The sequence below is a fragment of the Paenibacillus sp. Y301 genome, from assembly GCF_059445505.1.
In genome coordinates this window covers 142,368-162,852 of record NZ_JCAIUL010000005.1, presented here as the reverse complement: position 1 = coordinate 162,852, position 20,485 = coordinate 142,368, and the positions used below count along the sequence as shown (strand labels likewise).

Sequence of the window (20,485 nt, the reverse complement as noted above, 5' to 3'; positions counted from 1 at the left end):
AAATGTCATAATGAGATAAGGGGAGATACGGCAAATGAGCAATCAAAAGTTTAATGTTGCTGTTGTAGGAGCGACTGGAGCAGTAGGAGAGCAGATTATAGGCCTTTTGGAGAAACGTAATTTTCCAATTGCCAAGTTGAAGCTGTTGTCATCTGCACGTTCTGCAGGCACTGTCATTAACTTTAAGGGCCAAGATATAGTAGTGGAAGAAGCTACCCCTGATAGTTTTGAAGGAATTGATATCGCATTATTTAGTGCGGGCGGAGATGTAACAAAGGAGTTTGCTCCACATGCGGTACGTCATGGTGCTGTCTGCATAGACAATACTAATGCTTATCGAATGGACCCAACTACACCGTTGGTTGTTCCTGAAGTTAATGCGGAGAAGATTGACGAGCATGTTGGAATCATAGCGAACCCGAACTGCTCTACGATTCAAATGGTAGCTGCATTGAAACCATTGCAAGATACTTACGGTATCGATCGTATTATTGTGTCTACGTATCAGGCAGTCTCCGGAGCAGGAAGTAAAGCTATTGACGAATTGCTTCGCCAAAGCAAGTCTGTATTGAATGGCGATCAGGTTGACCCGCAGATTTTACCTGTAGGCTCACTTCCGGTTAAACACCAAATTGCATTCAATGCAATTCCTCAAATTGATAAATTTCAAGATAATGGCTATACCCTTGAAGAAATGAAAATGGTCAATGAAACTAAAAAAATCATGGGTGATGACAACATAAACGTGACTGCAACTTGTGTACGTATTCCAGTTGTGTATGGTCATTCAGAGTCTGTATATGTGGAATTAAAACAGGATTATGATATAGATGCAGTTAAAACCCTTCTTGAGAACTCCCCGGGAATTACTTTAGTTGATGATCCTTCAACTCAATCCTATCCGCTCGCTACGGATGCGGCAGGTAAACCAGACGTGTTTGTAGGACGCCTACGACGGGATTTAGGACATCAACGGGGACTGAACATGTGGATCGTTTCCGATAACCTCTTAAAAGGTGCGGCTTGGAATGCTGTACAAATTGCTGAGATTATCGTATCTAAACATTCCGCACGCTCATAAGGTATAGATATATGGAGGAATGGAAATGCGCATCTTAGTTCAGAAGTTCGGCGGTACATCTTTATCCTCTCCACAGGCGAGAGAACATGTTATTTCACATATCAAAAGAGAATTAGATGGAAATTATAATCTAGTAGTTGTTGTTTCTGCTATGGGCAGACGTGGGGAACCCTACGCAACAGATACGTTGCTCGATTGGATTGTTCAGAATGGTGATGCACTACCTGATCGTGAGAAAGATCTACTGTTGTGCTGCGGTGAGATTATCTCAGCAACAACGTTGTGTAGCTTGTTAGAACGTGAAGGAATCTCTTCAACTGTTCTCACAGGGGCACAAGCAGGTTTTGAGACAGATGATCATCACGGTAATGCTAGAATTATGGATGTTCGTCCTGCTCGTATTATTGAAGAGTTCAAAAGTCATAAAGTGGTCATCGTAACAGGCTTTCAGGGGCAGACTACTTCCGGTGATTTCACGACACTTGGAAGAGGAGGTAGTGACACCTCTGCAACAGCTTTAGGTGCTGCTCTTCACGCAGAAATGGTAGATATCTATACGGATGTAAATGGTGTGTTAACTGCAGATCCGCGTATTGTTGAAGATGCGAAACCTTTAACCTATGTTAGTTATGCTGAAATATGTAATATGGCTTATCAAGGAGCTAAAGTGATACATCCAAGAGCCGTTGAGATTGCGATGCAAGCCCAAATTCCGGTTCGTATTCGCTCGACATTCTCTGAGGATGAAGGGACACTCGTGACCCATCCTGAAGGATTCCATGATGTTCAATCTGGGGTTGTGGACCGATTTGTTACAGGTATAGCTTATGTGAGTAATGTTACTCAAATTACGGTTGACTGTAGTGATGGACCTAGCAATCTTCAATTGAAAGTATTTAAATCAATGGCAGAGAATTCAATCAGCGTTGATTTTATTAACGTTACGCCTGCGGGTGCGGTATACACTGTATTTGACCAAGAGTCAGAACGTGCGCTGACTGTACTTCAAGAAATGGGTCTTAAACCGAAGAGTTTATCAGGATGCGCAAAGGTATCTGTTATCGGCGGTGGAATTAACGGCGTTCCTGGGATCATGGCCAAAATCGTTGAATCTTTAAGTGAAGAAAATATACAAATACTGCAATCAGCAGATTCAAATACAACCATTTGGGTGCTAGTTAAGAAGGAAGACATGGTTCAATCTTTACGCTCCCTTCATACGAAGTTTGAGCTGAATCGGTAGATAATGCTTACAAAGTCAAGTTTCCTACAGAAACTTAAGGATTACGCTTACGAAGTCAAGTTTCATATTGAAACTTTTAGGAGGAACGACATTGGAATTTGGAAGATTAATTACAGCTATGGTAACCCCCTTTGATGATCAGGGCCGTATTAACTGGGATGAAACCTCCAGACTAATGGATTATCTTATTGACGAACAAAAATCAGATTCCTTGGTCATTGCTGGAACGACGGGAGAATCACCTACGTTAAGTGACGAAGAGAAACTTGAGTTATTTCGGTTTGCCGTTGATAAAGCGGGAGATCGGTGCAAAATCATTGCGGGGACAGGCAGCAATAATACTCAACATTCGATTCATTTGACACAAGAGGCTGAGAAGCTTGGCGTTGATGGGGTCCTATTAGTAGTTCCTTATTATAACAGACCTAATCAAGAAGGAATGTTTCGCCATTTTGAAGCGATTGCTAAGGGTACCCAACTTCCAGTCATATTGTACAATGTGCCAAGTAGGACGGTTGCTAGTCTCTCCGTCAAGACAACCCTACGCCTAGCAGAGATCCCTAATATTGTAGCGACAAAAGAATGTGCCTCGTTAGAACAAATTACGCTGCTTGCTTCATCAGCACCTGCGGATTTCAGAGTATATTCTGGTGATGACTCTTCAGCACTTCCAACACTTGCTGTTGGTGGTTATGGAATTGTTAGTGTAGCTAGTCATATTATTGGTTCCGACATGAAGAATATGATTGATTCTTATCTCGAAGGTAATGTAAGAAAAGCAGCTGATCTACATCAGAAATTGTTCCCTATCTTCAAGGGCTTATTTGAATGTCCGGATCCACTACCTAACCCTTCGGCTGTTAAGTATGCTTTACAGTTGCTAGGACATGATGTGGGAGGAGTTCGACTACCTCTTATTACTCCTAATGAAGATGAAGCATTATTCATCAGAAACCTTATTACTAATCTGTAATTCCCAAGAAAGAGGGATTATTTATAGGTTGGATGAGCACCTCTTTAGAGGTGCTCATTTTTTAAATAAAGGTTTATAGAATAGGGAAGCTTAACACTTACATGTAAGATGACTTGTTTTTTCACTTTTTAATCATGTATAATGGGAGCAAGTGACTGGGTGCGGTATATTTTTGAAATATAATATAAATAATGGTACACGTCCAAAACCATACAAGGAGGGTAAGATTCAATTGTCTAAGAAACTAAATAACGATAAATTGACGATATTTGCTTTGGGCGGCGTCGGTGAAATCGGAAAGAATATGTATGTCATTCAATATGCAAATGACATTGTTGTAGTGGATTCTGGATTGAAGTTTCCAGAAGAGGATATGCTCGGAATCGATATAGTTATTCCAGATATTTCTTATTTAACAGAGAATCGTGATAAAGTGAGAGGCATTTTGCTAACACATGGACATGAGGATCACATCGGTGGATTACCTTACGTGTTGAAACACCTTAACGTTCCTGTATACGGAACCAAGCTTACGCTTGGATTGGTGGAGAATAAGTTAAAAGAAGCTAATTTGCTTGGCGAAACGAAACGAATTCTTATTGATGAAGATTCCGAAGTGCAAATTGGCTCAACTATGAAAGCTACGTTCTTCAGTACGAATCACAGTATTCCTGATTCTGTAGGTATTTGCATAGCGACTCCAGAGGGGAATGTGGTTCATACCGGAGATTTCAAATTTGATCATACTCCTGTAAATGGACAATTTGCTAATTTACAGCGCATGGCAGCTATTGGACAAGAAGGTGTACTTGCACTTCTTTCGGATAGTACAAATGCTGAGAAACCTGGATTTACACCATCAGAACGTAATGTAGGTGTTGTACTCGAGGATATTTTCCGCAAAGCTTCACAACGTGTTGTCATTGCAACATTTGCTTCTAACGTACACCGTATTCAACAAGTGGTTAACGCTGCTGAAGCTACAGGACGTAAGATAACCGTTATCGGTCGTAGTATGGTCAATGTAGTATCTATCGCTTCGGAACTTGGTTATTTGATCATACCAGACGGTATGTTAATTGAACCAGAAGAAGTGAACAAGATGGCTGCTGATCGTGTTGTTATTTTGTGTACAGGTAGTCAAGGGGAGCCAATGTCTGCGTTAACACGTATGGCTCGCTCTACACATCGTAAAGTTGATATCTTACCTGGAGACACAGTAATTATTGCGGCAACGCCGGTTCCTGGTAATGAGAAATTTGTAGGTCGTACGATCGATGAGTTGTTCAAACTTGGTGCTGATGTCATTTATAGCGGTTCCAATTCTGGGGTTCACGTTTCTGGTCATGGTAGTCAGGAAGAATTGAAGCTTATGCTTAATCTGATGAAACCGAAATTTTTCATTCCAATTCATGGTGAATTCCGTATGCAACGTAAACATGCTTTGTTGGCTGAATCTGTAGGCGTGGAATCAGAGAACATTTTCATTACAGAGCTTGGAGAAATCGTTGAAATCGTGAATGGTTCAGCTCGTAAAGCTGGAAAAGTAACGGCAGGAAACGTGTTGATTGATGGATTAGGCGTAGGAGACGTTGGTAATATCGTTCTTCGTGACCGTAAACTACTTTCACAAGATGGTATACTAGTTGTAGTTGTCACACTTAGTAAACAGGATGGAAGCATCATGTCAGGACCTGACATTATCTCAAGAGGATTCGTATATGTACGTGAGTCTGAAGGACTTCTAGATGAAGCTAATCGTATTGTTTCGAGTACGCTTCAGAAGTTGATGAGTGAAAAGGTTAATGAATGGGCATCACTGAAAACAGGTGTGAAAGATGCGTTGGGGCGTTTCTTGTATGAACAAACTCGCCGCAGACCTATGATTCTTCCTATCATTATGGAAGTGTAATTTCTAAATAAATAGACGACTAGATATAAGCAAGCACACAGTCGCCCCTATTCGCAGGCAATATTGGACGGTTCCCTGCGGAATAGGGGCATTTTATGTTGTTTTGAGAAGTTGTGTTTTATCAAAAGGGTAATGTAGTTTATACATAGTATAAATGTAGTATCTTTTCTCCCATACTAGCATAGCAGGTTATGACATGGTTGATGAAAAGGAGATATGGCATCTATGACGAATCCAAAGAATGATGAGAAGACAGTACCGAACGAGAAGGAACGCTTTGAGACGGAGGTTCCAGAGCAACATAAGGATTCTCAAGTAGTTAACACGATTGAACAACTAGGACAAACAGCGGTACCCCATGCGGAATCAAATATATTTTGCATGACGATTATCGGTCAAATTGAGGGTCATGTCGTTCTACCGCCTCAGAATAAAACAACCAAGTATGAACATATTATCCCCCAACTTGTAGCAGCTGAACAAAGTAAGGAAATTCAAGGTATTGTGATTGTCCTGAATACGGTCGGTGGGGATGTGGAAGCGGGTCTTGCTATTGCTGAGATGATAGCTTCTCTTACAAAACCAACAGTAACCGTTGTGATCGGTGGCGGACATAGTATAGGGGTACCTATTGCCGTGGCAGCGACTTATTCCATTATTGCTGAAAGTGCTACGATGACGATCCATCCGATTCGCCTAAATGGACTAGTTATTGGTGTTCCTCAGACATTTGAGTATATGGAGAAAATGCAGGAAAGAGTCGTTCAATTTGTAACTTCTCATTCGAGAATTACGGTGGAGAATTTTAAGGAATTAATGTTTAGAACGGGAGAGTTGAATCGAGATATTGGGACGGCTGTTGGAGGAATGGATGCAGTGAAGTATGGATTAATGGATGAGGTCGGGGGAATTGGACTTGCGTTAGCAAAATTAAACCTACTGATTAACGATCAACAAGTTGCCCAACTGCAAGGGAGGCTACAATAATGACGTTATATACAGTTATGCCGATGGAAATTATTTGGGAAAATAGTTTCAAAGAACCCGAACCGACGGTAGAAATTGTTATCGAAAGTATACGCATGCAGGTTATGCCTATTGACCAGAGTAGCGCACAGATTGTGAGATTACTGGATTGTTCATTACAAGATTATTTGAATCCTTCATTTGCACCGGGTCAGATGATACGATATATTCCTTCTGTACAAAAATGATCCTTTGGACCGATAAACAGAACATAGGTACCCACGGGTAATTATGGTATAATGTTGTTTCGGGGGTGACTTTTTTGGCCAAGAGAAGGAAAAAAAGGAAGGTTACATTAGGTAGCATACTTAAATACGAAATATATGGGATTATTCTCATTACACTATCTGTTATTGCCTTATCCGGTGAAGCGACGGTCGGTTGGTCATTGTCCAAAATGTTTGGACTTTTATTAGGGAGATTTTATTTTGTCGCGCCATTGGTAGGGATATATTATGGACTGATGGTTATGATCAACAGAAAATGGCCGAATCGGTGGAACACGCGGAAGAGCGGGCTGTTGCTTGTTGTGTTCGCTTTTACTCTAATGAGTAGCATTTCGAGTATAGAATCCAAATTAGCACCCATATCTGGTTTAACATCGGGTAGTATATTTGCACAAGCACAATCGGACTTGCACGGGGATCTATTGAAAAGTTCCGATCAGATTGAGCATTCAATGATGGATAAGGATATTGGTGGCGGTTACGTCGGTGCTATCCAGTATGCTGCACTTTTTTGGTTGTTTGGTAGTATAGGATCAAAGTTGCTAATGATTGTCATGTTTATTATTAGTTTTATGCTGGTCACGAACTTATCCTATGTAGACTTAATTCGAATTGTCCGAACTAGGGTAATGAAAGTCGGCTCCTTTGTACATAAGCAATTTAGTATGCGTCAAGCAACCGGAAATAAGGCAACTTCATCTACAAGGGGGTTAGCAGAAAGAAACAGACGACTTCTTCCTGGGGATGATGACGATGATGATTTTGATGAAGTCATCCTTCCTAAAGTCAAAAGGAATACTCCTGTATTTTTTCAACTATTTGGTGGGAAAAGTGCGAAAAAAGATGATTCCTACACAGAAGAAGATTCTGAGAACATCATAGATGATATTGAAATGGTGGAACCTGTTCAGCGAAAAGGAAGAGTACGTAAATCGGAGAAACCAATCATTGACGAGGAGGTACAGTATACTTCTGATCCAATGCCAGATGACAAAGATTCTTCAAGAGAGAATATATCACCAACGGTACCGATTATACGTGATTTCTTTGAACATGTGAAAGCTGAGGGACTTACGGATGAAGATGATCTAGAAGAGGCCTTTACAGGACAGGAAGTTGCTGAGCTAAAAGAGTCAATTATGAAAAATTACGGTGAAATTTCAGGTGAACCTACATCTGAACATGGACAAGCTTCGGATATTTTATCAGGTCAAGAAATGACTGATGAGTTCAATGAGATTACGGACGAAGGGTCGTCAGAGCTTGTCATTGCACCGGCTCCACCTCCAAAACCTTATGTGTTACCTCCGTTCCGCCTACTTGGTAAACCTAATAGTGCAGGGAAATCTGGAGATCAAAATGATTATATGCAGACTGCTCGTAAACTTGAAGCAACGCTAGAAAGTTTCGGTGTTCGTGCTAAAGTATTAGAAGTTGTACGTGGCCCAGCGGTAACACGTTATGAGATACAACCCGATATTGGTGTTAAAGTCAGTAGGATTGTGAACTTAACAGACGATATCGCGTTGGCACTCGCTGCCAAAGATATTCGTATGGAAGCTCCGATCCCAGGGAAATCGGCTATAGGCATTGAAGTGCCCAATAATGAAGTATCCATCGTTACGATGCGTGAAGTGATGGAGACTACGATATTTCAAGAAGCAGACTCGAAGTTGTCGGTTGCATTTGGTAGAGATATTTCAGGTCAGACGATTATTGGTAATCTGGCGAAGATGCCGCATTTACTTGTAGCAGGTGCGACAGGATCGGGTAAATCCGTCTGCATTAATGGAATTATAACGAGTATTCTTTATAAGGCGAAACCGGATGAAGTGAAATTCCTCATGGTCGATCCTAAGATGGTTGAGTTGAATGTGTATAACGGTATCCCGCATCTGCTAGCACCCGTTGTGACGGATCCCAAACGAGCATCTCTAGCACTTAAGAAAATTGTAGTTGAAATGGAGAAGCGCTATGAGTTGTTCTCTAAATCAGGTACTCGTAATATCGAGGGCTATAACAAATTAATGAAAGACAACTTACCAGCTGTGCTTCCTTTCATTGTTGTTATTGTTGATGAGTTAGCAGACTTGATGATGGTAGCGGCAAATGATGTGGAAGAGGCAATTACTCGTCTCGCACAAATGGCTCGTGCAGCAGGAATTCACCTTATCATTGCTACCCAACGTCCTTCAGTGGATGTTATAACGGGTGTAATTAAGGCGAATATTCCTTCTAGAATTGCATTCGGAGTTTCTTCCAATGTGGATTCAAGAACCATTCTAGATATGGCAGGGGCTGAGAAACTCCTTGGTCGTGGAGATATGTTATTTATGCCAATGGGCTCATCGAAGCCGATTCGGGTACAAGGAGCCTATTTAACAGATCAAGAAGTGGAGAATATTGTGGATTACGTACGTGATCAAGGTATGCCAACGGAATACGACGAATCACTCGTCCCAGAGATTGAAGAATCGACGGGGAATGGAGATGAGATGTTGGATGAACTCTATGATCAAGCCGTACAAGTGATACTCGAAGCGAAGCAGGCATCGGTGTCTCTTTTACAACGTAGAATGCGGGTTGGATATACACGTGCTGCACGTCTAATTGATTCCATGGAAGCTCGAGGTATTATCGGACCTTACGAGGGAAGCAAACCACGAGAAGTGCTATTATCGATGGAGCAATATCAACAACAGAGCAGAATTAGTTCTTAAAGTGAAAAGAGTTTCCCCAATCGGGGAGGCTCTTTTTTTTTCGCAGATAGAAGCTAGTTCCAGATTCACATGTTCAAAGGAGACATATTGGGTCTAGATCGGGTAACTAAGAATCTTTCTACTGGTACTCGTCGTGTGACATGCATAGGAAGCTAATGGTGAAGTCATAATAACTTTAGGCATCCTGTAAAAACACAACAGAAAGGTAGAGCTGAACTATGAACAAATCGAAAGGCTGGATCTCTATAGGATTGGTGCTTCTGTTGTCCATCTCCACGTTCGGATTTATGAATGACACATCTCAAGCAGCAATAGAACCTTTGGATCAGTCATTTGCACCGTCTCAACCGGTATTTAGCACGAATGCACTAGGAGTTGGAACGTCGGGCCAAGATGTATATGAGCTGCAAGGACGTCTTAAGTACTTAGGCTTTTATACAGGCAAGATCGATAGTAACTTTGGAAATAACACGTTGAAATCTGTCAAATGGTTTCAATCTGAGTTCGGAATGAAGGTTGATGGCGTAGTAGGAGCTAAGACGAAGTTAAAGCTATATAATGCCACTAAAGATTGGAAACCTACGGAACCCAATAACAATGCGGGAAATAAAACAACAGCCACAAAAACGAAAAAAACAGAAGAAAAGACAGCGTTAGGTTCTTCTAATTCGATGGGGCTTTCTGAAAATGATCTGAAGATCATGGCGAATGCTGTTTATGGTGAATCCCGTGGTGAACCTTTTGAAGGCCAAGTTGCCGTTGCGGCCGTGATTCTAAATCGAGTGAAGTCACCTAGCTTTCCGAATACCCCGTCAGGCGTCATATTTCAACCAGGAGCCTTTACGGCAGTAGCCGATGGGCAAATCTATTTGGAACCTAATGAAGGTGCCAGACAGGCTGTTCAGCAGGCTCTGAATGGATGGGATCCATCGGGAGGATGTTTGTATTACTTCAATCCGAAGACAGCTACGTCGAAGTGGATCTGGACACGTCCTCAAGTGAAAACGATCGGGGAACATATTTTCTGTATGTAACAAGAAAAGAAGGCAATCGAAGGTTTGTCTTCGGTTGCTTCTTCACTTTGAGGTGGGTTAGAATGGATATTATTAACGATGTCAGATTCCATATAATAACGAATAAAGGAGATTGGGACCTTGAATAAAACAAGATTTGAACACGGTATTGCAGGTCGATTACGGATTCACGTATTGCCTACCAATCGCTTTAAAACGTTCGCCATTTCTTTGTATGTGGGGATCCCGCTTTCCGAAGAAACCGTAACTACAACAGCATTAACCCCGTTCGTACTTCGTCGGGGGACAGAGACTTATCCCGAAACAACTCAATTCCGTGAAAGATTAGAACAATTATATGGTGCGGGTTTTGGATTCGATGTATATAAAAGGGGCGATTACCAAATCGTTCAGTTTCGTATGGACACCATTAACGATTCCTTTGTACAGAGTGAGGAGAGTTTACTTGCGTCATCCTTCGCATTTTTAGGTGAGGTTGTTACACGACCTGTATTAGAAGATGGCCATTTCAAAACCGCTTACGTACAGGCAGAGAAGGAGAACGTTCGTAAAAAGTTAGAGTCTATTGTGAATGATAAAATTCGATATGCTGCTGAGCGTTGTTTGGAAGAGATGTGTCGCAATGAGCCATATCGCTTACATCCACTTGGACAACGTAAAGATTTAGATCATATTACGCCAGATTCCCTTTATCGTGCATACCAGAATTGGCTCAATGATTCCAGCATGGATCTTTATGTCGTGGGAGATACCACGCTTGAGGAAGTACAGAAGTTGGTTGAACAACACTTCCACCTAGATAATACGAATCCTGTAGCATATGAATCCAAACAGTCTCTCCGTGAAGTTAACGAGGTTCGAACTATCGTTGAGAAGTTGGATGTGAATCAAGGGAAATTGAACATGGGACTTCGTACATCGATAACCTATGGCGATGACGATTATGCATCAGCACTCATGTACAATGGAATACTTGGAGGTTATCCTCATTCGAAACTGTTCTTGAATGTTCGGGAGAAAGAGAGCTTAGCTTATTATGCTTCTTCACGTTACGATGGTCATAAAGGAATCGGCACCATTCAATCCGGCATTGAGGTTCAAAATTATGAGAAGGCTGTTGAGATCATTGAGAATCAACTAGAGGAAATGCGAACAGGTGAGATTAGCGATTTGGAGATGTCTCAGACCAAGGCTATGATTCGAAACTTGTTACGTGAAATGGATGATTCTGCTTTTGAAATGATATCTTTTGACTTCAATGGTCAATTGTCAGGAAAAGAACGCACCGTAGATCAGTTGGTTCAACAGGTAGAGAGTGTTTCGGTGGAGGATGTGCGTGCTGCAGCATCTACATTTGAATTGGATACGATCTATTTCCTAAAAGGGCAGAAGGAGGAATAGCGGATGAAAAGTATACAATACGATAATTTACAAGAAACGCTATATTACGAAGTCATGGATAATGGCCTCCATGTGTACGTTCTTCCGAAGCAGGGATTCAATAAGACCTACGCTACTTTTGCCACGAAGTATGGATCTGTTGATAACCACTTTCGTGTAGAAGGTCAAGAAGAGATAGCGGTACCTGATGGGATTGCTCATTTCTTGGAACATAAAATGTTTGAGGAACCTCAAGGGGATATATTTGCAACGTTCGCTTCGCAAGGCGCTTCGGCAAATGCTTTTACAAGCTTTGATCAGACAGTATACCTGTTCTCCGCGACAGAGAATATTGAGGCTAATTTGGAAACGTTGATTAATTTTGTACAACATCCTTATTTCACAGATCAGAACGTGGATAAAGAAAAAGGCATTATTGGTCAGGAAATTGGAATGTATGAGGATAATGCGGATTGGCGTGTGTACTTTGGTCTAATTGAAGCGATGTACAAAGTTCATCCTGTGCATATTGATATTGCGGGTACAGTGGAGTCCATAAGTACGATTACGAAGGAAACATTGTATTCTTGCTACAACGCTTTTTATCATCCAAGTAATATGCTTCTATTCGTGGTGGGTGGGGTTAAGCCTGAGGAAGTATTTGAACTTGTGAGAAACAATCAAGCGAAGAAAACGTATGAGCCACAAGGTAATATTGAACGCTTCTTTGAAAAGGAACAGGTAGAAGTAGCAGAGAAAAAACGTGTAAAAAAACTAGCTGTTTCTATGCCTAAGTGTTTATTTGGTTTCAAAGAGAAACATGTGGGATTTGAAGGGGAGGAACTACTGAAGCGGGATCTAACTACCAAGCTTATGCTTGATTTACTGTTTGGTTCAAGTACTCCGTTGTATCAGAAGCTTTATGATGAAGATCTCATCTCAGATAGTTTTGGTTATGAATATAACAGCTCACCGCAGTATGCCTTTTCAATCATTGGTGGGGATACAAGGGATCCCGATCTGTTACTTCAAAGAATTCAAGAAGAAGTAGATGTAATGGTGAAGGCAGGGTTTAAGGAATCAGACTTTGAACGCTCACGTAAAAAGAAAATGGGTGGATATTTACGGATGCTTAATTCACCCGAGAATATCGCACATGAATTTACCAAATACCAGTTCCGAGGTAGCGACTTCTTCTCCATCTTACAAGTGTATGAATCGATTACACTACAAGATGTAAACGAATGTCTACAGGAGCACATTGACTGGAGTCAAGTTGCAGTATCGGTTGTGGTTAACCCTTGAACAATGAGGTAGGGAGAGACTGGACTAAATCATTTGGGGAAATGACAGTTCTGGTTACAGGCGCTAGTAGAGGGATTGGAGCGGCTATAGCAGAGCGTTTCGCGTTAGTAGGTATGAATGTTGTGATTCATTATGGAAAGTCTCATGAAGAGGCAAATGAAGTGGCACGTCTGTGCATGTCTCATGGTGCTAAAGTTCTAACCATTACGGCTGACTTGAAAGATCGAGAACAGATATGCCGCATGCGTGACAAACTTGAAAGTCATGGCTTAATGCCGGATATTCTTGTGAATAATGCTGGAATATCCCATTATGGGATGTTGTCCGACGTAACAGAGGAAATCTGGGATGATGTGATGTCAACCAATTTAAAAGGAATGTTTCTCTGTACACAAGTTTTTATGCCATTTATGATTTCTCAGCGTTATGGACGTATCATCAACATATCATCTGTATGGGGAATCTCGGGGGCTTCTTGCGAAGTTCTTTACTCAACAAGTAAAGGTGGCGTTAATGCTTTTACTAAAGCTTTAGCAAAAGAACTAGCCCCTTCCGGAATTACAGTTAATGCTGTGGCACCTGGTGCGGTCGATACCTCCATGTTGAACCATTTAGAAAAAGATGAACTTCGAATGCTTGAAGAAGAAATACCAGCTGGAAGACTGGCACGGCCTGATGAAATATCATCTCTTGTATATTTCCTGGCTCTTCCAGAATCAGGATATATTAATGGGCAAGTGATTAGTCCTAACGGTGGATGGATCACCTAAACAAATGCTTCCAGTGTTAGAGTGAATAATGAAGACGAATTAAGGTCATATTACAACTGTTGATTTTAAATCTCATGCGTCATAGCTAAGGAGGATTTATATGTCATCAACAGTGCTTAGAAATTTTGACACATGGAAAAAGTTCTTGGGTGAACGAGTGGTGCAAGCTGAAAAAATGGGAATGAGTGAAGATACCATTTCTAAATTAGCTTATGAAATCGGCGATTTCTTAGATGAAAAAGTCGATCCACAGAATTCCTCCAACCGAGCATTAAAAGAATTGTGGGAAGTTGGGGACCAACAAGAACGGCAGACAATTGCCCGTTTAATGGTTAAATTAGCCAAAAAAAACGCATAATTCCATGAGAAAAGCTCCCAAATGGGAGCTTTTCTATAATCATTACAGAGATGCTTGCCTTTCATATTTATTTTATATATCATTAACATGACCCATGATTAGTTGGATGTGAATACAGCCTCTCCCCGATGGGATAGGGGCCTGTTTTGTCGAATATATGGGAAACGTGTTAGTGAGGTGTTAAAATGGATTTTAAAGAGTCTAAACAATGGTACATGGAGTATAGGATACATAAAAACAGACCCGGATTATTGGGAGACATTGCTTCTTTACTGGGGATGTTGGAAGTCAATATACTAACAATTAATGGTGTTGAAGGCGAAACTCGAGGTATGCTTCTTGAAACAGACGATGAAGAGAAGATTCAACTTATGGGAGCCATGCTTAAAAAAGTTGATAATATAACAATTTCTGCATTACGACCTCCGAAACTTGTCGATAAATTGGCGGTACGTCATGGAAGATATATTGACAGAGATTCAGACGATCGTAAAACTTTTCGGTTCACAAGAGATGAGCTTGGTTTGCTTGTCGATTTTTTGGGTGAAATATTTAAAAGGGAAGGCAACCATGTCGTTGGATTAAGGGGCATGCCACGTGTAGGTAAAACGGAATCTATTATTGCAGGTAGCGTATGTGCGATGAAACGCTGGACGTTTGTTTCTTCAACATTACTTCGTCAAACGATACGAAGTCAGCTGTCAGAGGATGAAATGAATCCAAATCATATTTTCATTATAGATGGGATTGTAAGTACGATTAGATCCAGTGAGAAACACTATAATTTACTACAGGATATTATGAATATGCCTAGTACTAAAGTGATTGAGCACCCGGATATTTTTGTTCAAGAGTCCGAATATACATTTGATGATTTCGATATTATTATTGAACTTCGAAATAATCCTGATGAAGAGATTGTATATGATACATTTACCAATGCCTATACGGAAGATTTATAAACCTTTAATCCATTAAAAATTATAAGAAATAGGAGGTGATGGTATGTCTGAACTGGGTCAACAATTAAGAGAGGCCAGACTTGAAAAAGGAATGAGCCTTGATGATGTACAGGAAATGACAAAAATTCGTAAGCGATATTTAGAGGCCATCGAGGCAGGTGACTATAAAGTTCTCCCAGGAAGTTTTTATGTCAGAGCCTTTATCAAGACTTACGCAGAGACGGTAGGTCTTAATCCAGATGAGCTGCTAGAGGAACATAAGGAAGTGTCCTTGTCTCAACCTGAAGCGACAATGGAACCGGTTATTCAGAAACGTTCGAGTAATCGTCCTCCTACGGAACGCAATGTGAAATGGTTGTCTACCGTGTTAATGTGGACCTTCCCTATCCTGATTATTGTTGTTATTTATATTTATGTATCTTCCTTAGATGAGAAGCCAGGTGATAAGACCGTGGACTCTGGACAGAAAATAACAGGAGATCTTCAAGATCCTTCAGTGGATAAGCCGGTTACTGAGCCCACGGGTAATGGGGGGGATACAATAACTACGCCGGATCCAGAAGCTAATGGTGGGACAAACCCGATCGTGACACCACCGGTAGAGGAGATTCCTGAGATTCCTGTGACTCCTGAAGAAGTCCCTGTGACAGTGACTCAGGATAGTAAGAAAGGTAAAGACACGATATATAAGGTGTCTGGAACAGATACTACTCCTATTCCAGTAGTGATCAAGGTTAGAGGCAAGAGTTGGGTAGAAGTTTATAGAGGATCCAGTTCTAAAGGCGAAAAATTGTATTTCGGTAATACGACTGAAGGAGAAGACTTGAATTTCGATATGGACAATCAAGGAATGTACATCAAATCAGGTTACTCTCCTGCGACTGAAATTTCTGTTGCAGGTCAAGTTGTAACGGATGGAAAGACAACATCAAGAATTCTTCTGGAACGAGATACTTCTAAATCTGATGTAAGTACTGGTTCTGATTCTACGAGCACAGATACGCCTAGTTCAACAGAACCAGACGTAGATACAGGAGAATAAGGAATAAGTAGTTACTTTATAGGGAATGATATGACTAGATTCACAAGATCTTGAGTCTTTCATTTTCCGTAAAGTGAGGTGCTTGAAATGACAGTAAGTTGGATTGTAACGGGATTAGGAATTATAGTGAGTCTTCTTGGCTACTATCTTACTCCTGGTGCATGGGGTTACGGTATTTTAGGCTTTGGTATTGCACATATATATCTAGGGATTTTGGATATGTTTCGGCAACCTTCTCGTACCCGATAACGTGGATGCTTCACAAAAAAGGTGTTCCTGTTGAGGCGTTTTCTCAAGGAGTGCCTTTTTTGTTGGATATAGACTTCATTTGAAGAATCATATATATTATGACTGGTAAGTTGATAGAGAGGACGTGGGATGATGAGCTCGGAAAATTCTTTTGATATTGTATCCAAATTTGATTTGCAAGAAATGAACAATGCCCTTACCCAAGCGGAGAAAGAGATTGAAACAAGGTTCGATTTTAAAGGGAGTAAGAGTAGCCTGAAATTGGACAAAGATACACTTGTAATTATCTCCGATGATGAATTTAAACTAAATGCAGTTATTGATATCCTTCAATCCAAAATGGTGAAACGAGGATTAACACTGAAGAATGTGGAGTACGGAAAAATCGAACCGGCTTCGTTGGGAACTGTTCGTCAGAAATTAACGTTGAAACAAGGAATTGATCAGGATAATGCTAAGAAGATAAATGTGTTGATTCGTGATTCCAAATTAAAAGTGAAGAGTCAGATTCAAGGGGATCAAATTCGCGTTACGGGTAAGAGTAAAAATGATTTGCAAGCCATTATGCAGCTGTTACGTAAAGCAGATCTTTCGTTGGATCTTCAGTTTACAAACGTAAAGTAAAGATGTATTAGGATCAAGACATGGTAGTAGCTCTTGTAAATGCTTATATAAAATAATAGATCAGCAATGTGGGTTCATGCCTTTTTGACACTGTATAACCCATATATTATACTTGTAAAGATAAATTAAGGAATATTGGGTTATATCATTGGGGGAGCATGGATAATGACAGAGAGACTCGAGAATTTGACATTTAGTTGCAAGATACGTTTGGCGGATTCAAAGACTGAAGACAGGGAGGTTATCCTGTGAATTTACCCAATCGTATTACGGTAGCTAGAATACTTCTAATTCCTGTTATGATGGTGTTTTTAATGGTTGACTTTAACTTTTATCCGGACCCGATCGTATGGCATTCTTATCAATTGCCTTATAACCAACTGATCGCAGTAATTATTTTCATTATTGCAGCCAGTACGGATGGTATTGATGGTTATCTTGCTCGAAAGAATAATATGGTAACCAATCTGGGCAAACTGCTAGATCCTCTGGCAGATAAGTTGCTGGTAGCAGCTATTCTTATTTCATTAGTTGAGATGGGGAAATGCGACAGTTGGATCGCCATTATCATTATTAGTCGTGAATTCGCTGTTACTGGACTTCGTCAGATTGCATTGCTGGATGGGAAGGTAGTCGCCGCTAGTGCATGGGGTAAAGTCAAAACGGTTATTCAGATTGTAGCGATCATTGCTATGCTGATTAACAACTTTCCATTCGAGTTTATCGATGTTCCATTTGATATTATAGCTACTTGGGCTGCTGGTTTGATCACGTTGTATTCTGGAATTGATTATTTTGTTAAGAATAAGACATTATTGAATATGTCTAACAGTTAACATTGGAATCATTCATATCTGAAATTGGGGCAGTAGGGATTTTTTCCTATTGTCTTTTCTTAAAGTACGGCATTTATGATTCTACGATGTAGGCTGTTTTTGTGGAACTTATTGAAGTGTGAAGTGGAGGTTCTTAGATATGAAGGCAGAAATCATTGCGGTAGGAACAGAATTACTGTTAGGACAGATTGTGAATACCAATGCGCAATTCTTATCCGTAGAGTTGGCGGCCATTGGAATCGATGTTTATTTCCAAACGGTCGTGGGTGACAATCTAACAAGGCTCCAGGAATCCATTCAATTAGCAAGTGAGCGTGCAGATATTATTGTATTAACAGGTGGTATTGGTCCTACACAAGACGATCTAACTAAGGATGCTCTGGCCGCCCTATTGGGACGGAAATTACATATTGACCGTTTGTCTATGGATCATGTAGCTAAGTTCTTTGCCAATCGTCAAGTACCTATGACAGAGAATAACCGAAGACAAGCATTAATCATTGAAGGAAGTACACCTCTCGAGAATGTAACAGGTCTTGCAGTAGGAAATGCACTTTCACATGAAGGCAAGCACTATATCATTCTACCTGGACCACCAAAAGAGATGGCCCCTATGTTCCATGAACAGGCCAAGCCTTGGCTCTTGCAACATGCTCTAACGAATGAAACTCCGATCTATTCAACGATGTTAAAGTTTGCGGGTATTGGAGAATCCCTTCTTGAGGATCGACTATTAGACTTAATCCAGAATCAGAATGATCCTACCATAGCTCCTTATGCAAAAGAGGGTGAAGTAACCGTTCGGATTTCTACAAAAGCTCCTAGTGAAAAGGATGCGATGGTTAAGCTTAACAAATTGGAAAAACAAATTCAGTCGTTACTTCCGGAATACTTGTATGCTTCTGAAGATGTTCCCATTGAGAAGACTATTGTAGATCTGATGACTGATCTGGGATTAACTGTAAGTGCAGCGGAAAGCTGTACTGGAGGTCTATTGATGGAGAGAATTACATCGGTTCCTGGTAGTGCTACTATTTTTCTTGGTGGAATCGTGTGTTACTCCAATGCGATGAAAGAAAAGCTACTAAACGTGCCTCATGACCTTCTTGAAGGAGATGAAGCTCCAGGAGCAGTAAGCGCAGAAGTTGCACAAGTCCTTGCCGAGCAAGTTAGAATGATTACGGATACAGATTTTGGATTGTCTGTTACAGGGGTTGCTGGTCCAGCATATTCTGAGCGTAAACCCGTTGGCATGGTATATATTGCCATTTCACAGCGTGGTAAGAAAACAGAGGTTTTTGAACTTGATTTAAAAGGTAACCGAGAGACTATTCGGCTCCGTACAGTTAAAAGCTTGTTGTATCGTCTGTGGCGTGCTCTAATGCAAAATGATAAGCTACAACAAGATAGTTGAATGATTAATATAGATAGTAGTATACTGTAAATTATACGGAAGAACCGTAGCAAAACAGATATTTTGCTACGGTTCTTTTTCTATCCTAAAGACCCGTAACAAAAAGGGGAAGGGGAATAGATGACTCAAAAAAACGAATGTATGTTCGAAAAATGCTTGGCAAACGTCTTAAAACAAGGTATCATTATATTATAAATATTGAAGGATGTGAGTCTATTGTCAGATCGTAGTGCAGCGCTGGATGTAGCGCTTCGTCAAATAGAGAAACAATTCGGTAAGGGTTCTATTATGAAGTTAGGTGAATCAACACACATGCAGGTAGAGGTTGTTTCCAGTGGATCTTTGGCATTGGATATTGCACTTGGCGTGGGTGGTTTTCCAAAAGGTCGTATTATTGAAGTATACGGCCCAGAGTCATCAGGTAAGACGACTGTAGCTTTACATGCGATTGCTGAGGCTCAAAAAGTTGGTGGAACAGCGGCATTTATTGATGCGGAACATGCGTTGGATCCTAAATATGCCAGCAATTTGGGTGTTAATATCGATGAATTGCTTCTATCTCAACCGGATACAGGTGAACAAGCACTTGAGATTGCTGAAGCTCTTGTACGGAGTGGAGCGGTGGATATTATTGTCATTGACTCTGTTGCTGCGTTGGTACCAAAGGCAGAGATTGAAGGCGAGATGGGAGATTCTCACATGGGTTTACAAGCCCGTCTGATGTCTCAAGCTTTGCGTAAACTTTCAGGCGTTATTAATAAATCGGGAACAACGGCGATCTTCATTAATCAGCTTCGTGAGAAGATTGGTGTGATGTTCGGTAATCCTGAGACTACTCCAGGTGGACGGGCTTTGAAGTTCTACTCCACGATTCGCTTAGATGTGCGTAGAGTAGAAAGTATTAAGAACGGTAACGACATTATAGGTAACCGTACGAAAATTAAAGTGGTGAAGAATAAAGTAGCGCCTCCGTTTAAACAAGCTGATATCGATATGATGTACGGTCTTGGGATTTCGAAAGAAGGAGGCATCATTGATATTGGTACGGATATGGACATCGTAAACAAGAGCGGTGCGTGGTTTTCATACGAAGGCGAGCGTTTAGGTCAAGGTCGTGAGAATGCGAAACAATTCTTGAAGGATCATCCTGAGATTTCTGATGTTATTGAGAAGAAAATTCGTGAAGCTAGCAATTTAACTAATGCTGTCGTTCCTCCTACTGCATCAGAGAAAAAAGAAGAAGAGTTGGAAGAACAAGAACTGCTAGAAATGGAATAGATTCTAAATAATTGTACTCTGATTTGGTAGGGCACCCATATGTGGAATACA

The 20,485-nt window shown here is 40.8% G+C and carries 19 protein-coding genes; all 19 read left to right on the top strand.

Features of this window, described 5'->3' with window-relative positions:
- Positions 1–34: 34 nt before the first annotated feature.
- The 19 genes from AC1D69_RS11045 to recA all read left to right on the top strand — a co-directional run bounded on the left by AC1D69_RS11045 (position 35) and on the right by recA (position 20,434).
- On the top strand, positions 35–1,081 hold the full coding sequence (locus tag AC1D69_RS11045) for an aspartate-semialdehyde dehydrogenase (RefSeq protein ID WP_495456211.1): 1,047 nt from the start codon (positions 35–37) through the stop codon (positions 1,079–1,081).
- 25 nt (positions 1,082–1,106) lie between these two features.
- Positions 1,107–2,324 carry an aspartate kinase gene (dapG, locus tag AC1D69_RS11040; RefSeq protein ID WP_495456210.1) on the top strand — a complete coding sequence of 406 codons (1,218 nt, stop codon included), beginning with the start codon at positions 1,107–1,109 and terminating at the stop codon, positions 2,322–2,324.
- Between the two features lie 91 nt (positions 2,325–2,415).
- Positions 2,416–3,297, top strand: coding sequence for a 4-hydroxy-tetrahydrodipicolinate synthase (gene dapA, locus AC1D69_RS11035; RefSeq protein WP_495456209.1), 882 nt, complete (start codon positions 2,416–2,418; stop codon positions 3,295–3,297).
- A 232-nt stretch (positions 3,298–3,529) separates the two neighbouring features.
- A complete protein-coding gene (locus tag AC1D69_RS11030; protein WP_495456208.1) occupies positions 3,530–5,209 on the top strand; it encodes a ribonuclease J in 1,680 nt (559 codons plus the stop codon).
- A 225-nt stretch (positions 5,210–5,434) separates the two neighbouring features.
- Positions 5,435–6,196, top strand: a complete 762-nt coding sequence (locus AC1D69_RS11025) for a ClpP family protease (RefSeq protein WP_495456207.1) — start codon at positions 5,435–5,437, stop codon at positions 6,194–6,196.
- On the top strand, positions 6,196–6,423 hold the full coding sequence (locus AC1D69_RS11020; protein WP_495456206.1) for a YlzJ-like family protein: 228 nt from the start codon (positions 6,196–6,198) through the stop codon (positions 6,421–6,423). The genes AC1D69_RS11025 and AC1D69_RS11020 overlap by 1 nt, the downstream gene beginning before the upstream one ends.
- Before the next feature lie 74 nt (positions 6,424–6,497).
- Positions 6,498–9,182: an FtsK/SpoIIIE family DNA translocase gene (locus AC1D69_RS11015; protein ID WP_495456205.1), complete on the top strand. Its 2,685-nt coding sequence runs from the start codon at positions 6,498–6,500 to the stop codon at positions 9,180–9,182.
- 218 nt (positions 9,183–9,400) lie between these two features.
- Positions 9,401–10,216, top strand: a complete 816-nt coding sequence (gene sleB / locus AC1D69_RS11010; RefSeq protein WP_495456204.1) for a spore cortex-lytic enzyme — start codon at positions 9,401–9,403, stop codon at positions 10,214–10,216.
- 120 nt (positions 10,217–10,336) lie between these two features.
- Positions 10,337–11,617 carry an EF-P 5-aminopentanol modification-associated protein YfmF gene (gene yfmF, locus AC1D69_RS11005; RefSeq protein WP_495456203.1) on the top strand — a complete coding sequence of 427 codons (1,281 nt, stop codon included), beginning with the start codon at positions 10,337–10,339 and terminating at the stop codon, positions 11,615–11,617.
- A gap of 3 nt (positions 11,618–11,620) precedes the next feature.
- A complete protein-coding gene (yfmH, locus tag AC1D69_RS11000; RefSeq protein ID WP_495456202.1) occupies positions 11,621–12,901 on the top strand; it encodes an EF-P 5-aminopentanol modification-associated protein YfmH in 1,281 nt (426 codons plus the stop codon).
- Between the two features lie 41 nt (positions 12,902–12,942).
- The gene (ymfI, locus tag AC1D69_RS10995) at positions 12,943–13,671 is read left to right on the top strand and encodes an elongation factor P 5-aminopentanone reductase (RefSeq protein WP_495456201.1); all 729 of its coding nucleotides are present in this window, start codon (positions 12,943–12,945) and stop codon (positions 13,669–13,671) included.
- A gap of 100 nt (positions 13,672–13,771) precedes the next feature.
- Entirely contained in the window at positions 13,772–14,029 is a 258-nt protein-coding gene (locus tag AC1D69_RS10990) for a DUF3243 domain-containing protein (RefSeq protein WP_495456200.1), read from the top strand.
- A 185-nt stretch (positions 14,030–14,214) separates the two neighbouring features.
- A complete protein-coding gene (locus AC1D69_RS10985; protein WP_495456199.1) occupies positions 14,215–14,991 on the top strand; it encodes a DUF3388 domain-containing protein in 777 nt (258 codons plus the stop codon).
- Positions 14,992–15,034: 43 nt separating this feature from the next.
- Entirely contained in the window at positions 15,035–16,033 is a 999-nt protein-coding gene (locus AC1D69_RS10980; protein ID WP_495456198.1) for a helix-turn-helix domain-containing protein, read from the top strand.
- A gap of 87 nt (positions 16,034–16,120) precedes the next feature.
- Positions 16,121–16,282, top strand: a complete 162-nt coding sequence (locus AC1D69_RS10975; RefSeq protein WP_495456197.1) for a hypothetical protein — start codon at positions 16,121–16,123, stop codon at positions 16,280–16,282.
- A 132-nt stretch (positions 16,283–16,414) separates the two neighbouring features.
- Complete coding sequence (locus AC1D69_RS10970) at positions 16,415–16,906, top strand: YajQ family cyclic di-GMP-binding protein (RefSeq protein ID WP_495456389.1); 492 nt, start codon at positions 16,415–16,417, stop codon at positions 16,904–16,906.
- 248 nt (positions 16,907–17,154) lie between these two features.
- Positions 17,155–17,742: a CDP-diacylglycerol--glycerol-3-phosphate 3-phosphatidyltransferase gene (pgsA, locus tag AC1D69_RS10965; RefSeq protein WP_495456196.1), complete on the top strand. Its 588-nt coding sequence runs from the start codon at positions 17,155–17,157 to the stop codon at positions 17,740–17,742.
- 139 nt (positions 17,743–17,881) lie between these two features.
- Entirely contained in the window at positions 17,882–19,156 is a 1,275-nt protein-coding gene (locus AC1D69_RS10960) for a competence/damage-inducible protein A (RefSeq protein ID WP_495456195.1), read from the top strand.
- A gap of 216 nt (positions 19,157–19,372) precedes the next feature.
- Positions 19,373–20,434: a recombinase RecA gene (gene recA, locus AC1D69_RS10955; protein ID WP_495456194.1), complete on the top strand. Its 1,062-nt coding sequence runs from the start codon at positions 19,373–19,375 to the stop codon at positions 20,432–20,434.
- The last annotated feature ends 51 nt before the right edge of the window (positions 20,435–20,485 follow it).

Bases quoted from the DNA above. Each gene is read 5' to 3' on its own strand.
- ymfI (WP_495456201.1), top strand. From the start codon at position 12,943: ATGACAGTTCTGGTTACAGGCGCTAGTAGAGGGATTGGAGCGGCTATA.
- AC1D69_RS11025 (WP_495456207.1), top strand. From the start codon at position 5,435: ATGACGAATCCAAAGAATGATGAGAAGACAGTACCGAACGAGAAGGAA.
- AC1D69_RS10975 (WP_495456197.1), top strand. From the start codon at position 16,121: ATGACAGTAAGTTGGATTGTAACGGGATTAGGAATTATAGTGAGTCTT.
- AC1D69_RS10970 (WP_495456389.1), top strand. From the start codon at position 16,415: ATGAGCTCGGAAAATTCTTTTGATATTGTATCCAAATTTGATTTGCAA.
- AC1D69_RS10960 (WP_495456195.1), top strand. From the start codon at position 17,882: ATGAAGGCAGAAATCATTGCGGTAGGAACAGAATTACTGTTAGGACAG.
- dapG (WP_495456210.1), top strand. From the start codon at position 1,107: ATGCGCATCTTAGTTCAGAAGTTCGGCGGTACATCTTTATCCTCTCCA.
- AC1D69_RS11020 (WP_495456206.1), top strand. From the start codon at position 6,196: ATGACGTTATATACAGTTATGCCGATGGAAATTATTTGGGAAAATAGT.
- sleB (WP_495456204.1), top strand. From the start codon at position 9,401: ATGAACAAATCGAAAGGCTGGATCTCTATAGGATTGGTGCTTCTGTTG.
- AC1D69_RS10980 (WP_495456198.1), top strand. From the start codon at position 15,035: ATGTCTGAACTGGGTCAACAATTAAGAGAGGCCAGACTTGAAAAAGGA.
- yfmH (WP_495456202.1), top strand. From the start codon at position 11,621: ATGAAAAGTATACAATACGATAATTTACAAGAAACGCTATATTACGAA.
- AC1D69_RS11045 (WP_495456211.1), top strand. From the start codon at position 35: ATGAGCAATCAAAAGTTTAATGTTGCTGTTGTAGGAGCGACTGGAGCA.
- AC1D69_RS10990 (WP_495456200.1), top strand. From the start codon at position 13,772: ATGTCATCAACAGTGCTTAGAAATTTTGACACATGGAAAAAGTTCTTG.
- AC1D69_RS10985 (WP_495456199.1), top strand. From the start codon at position 14,215: ATGGATTTTAAAGAGTCTAAACAATGGTACATGGAGTATAGGATACAT.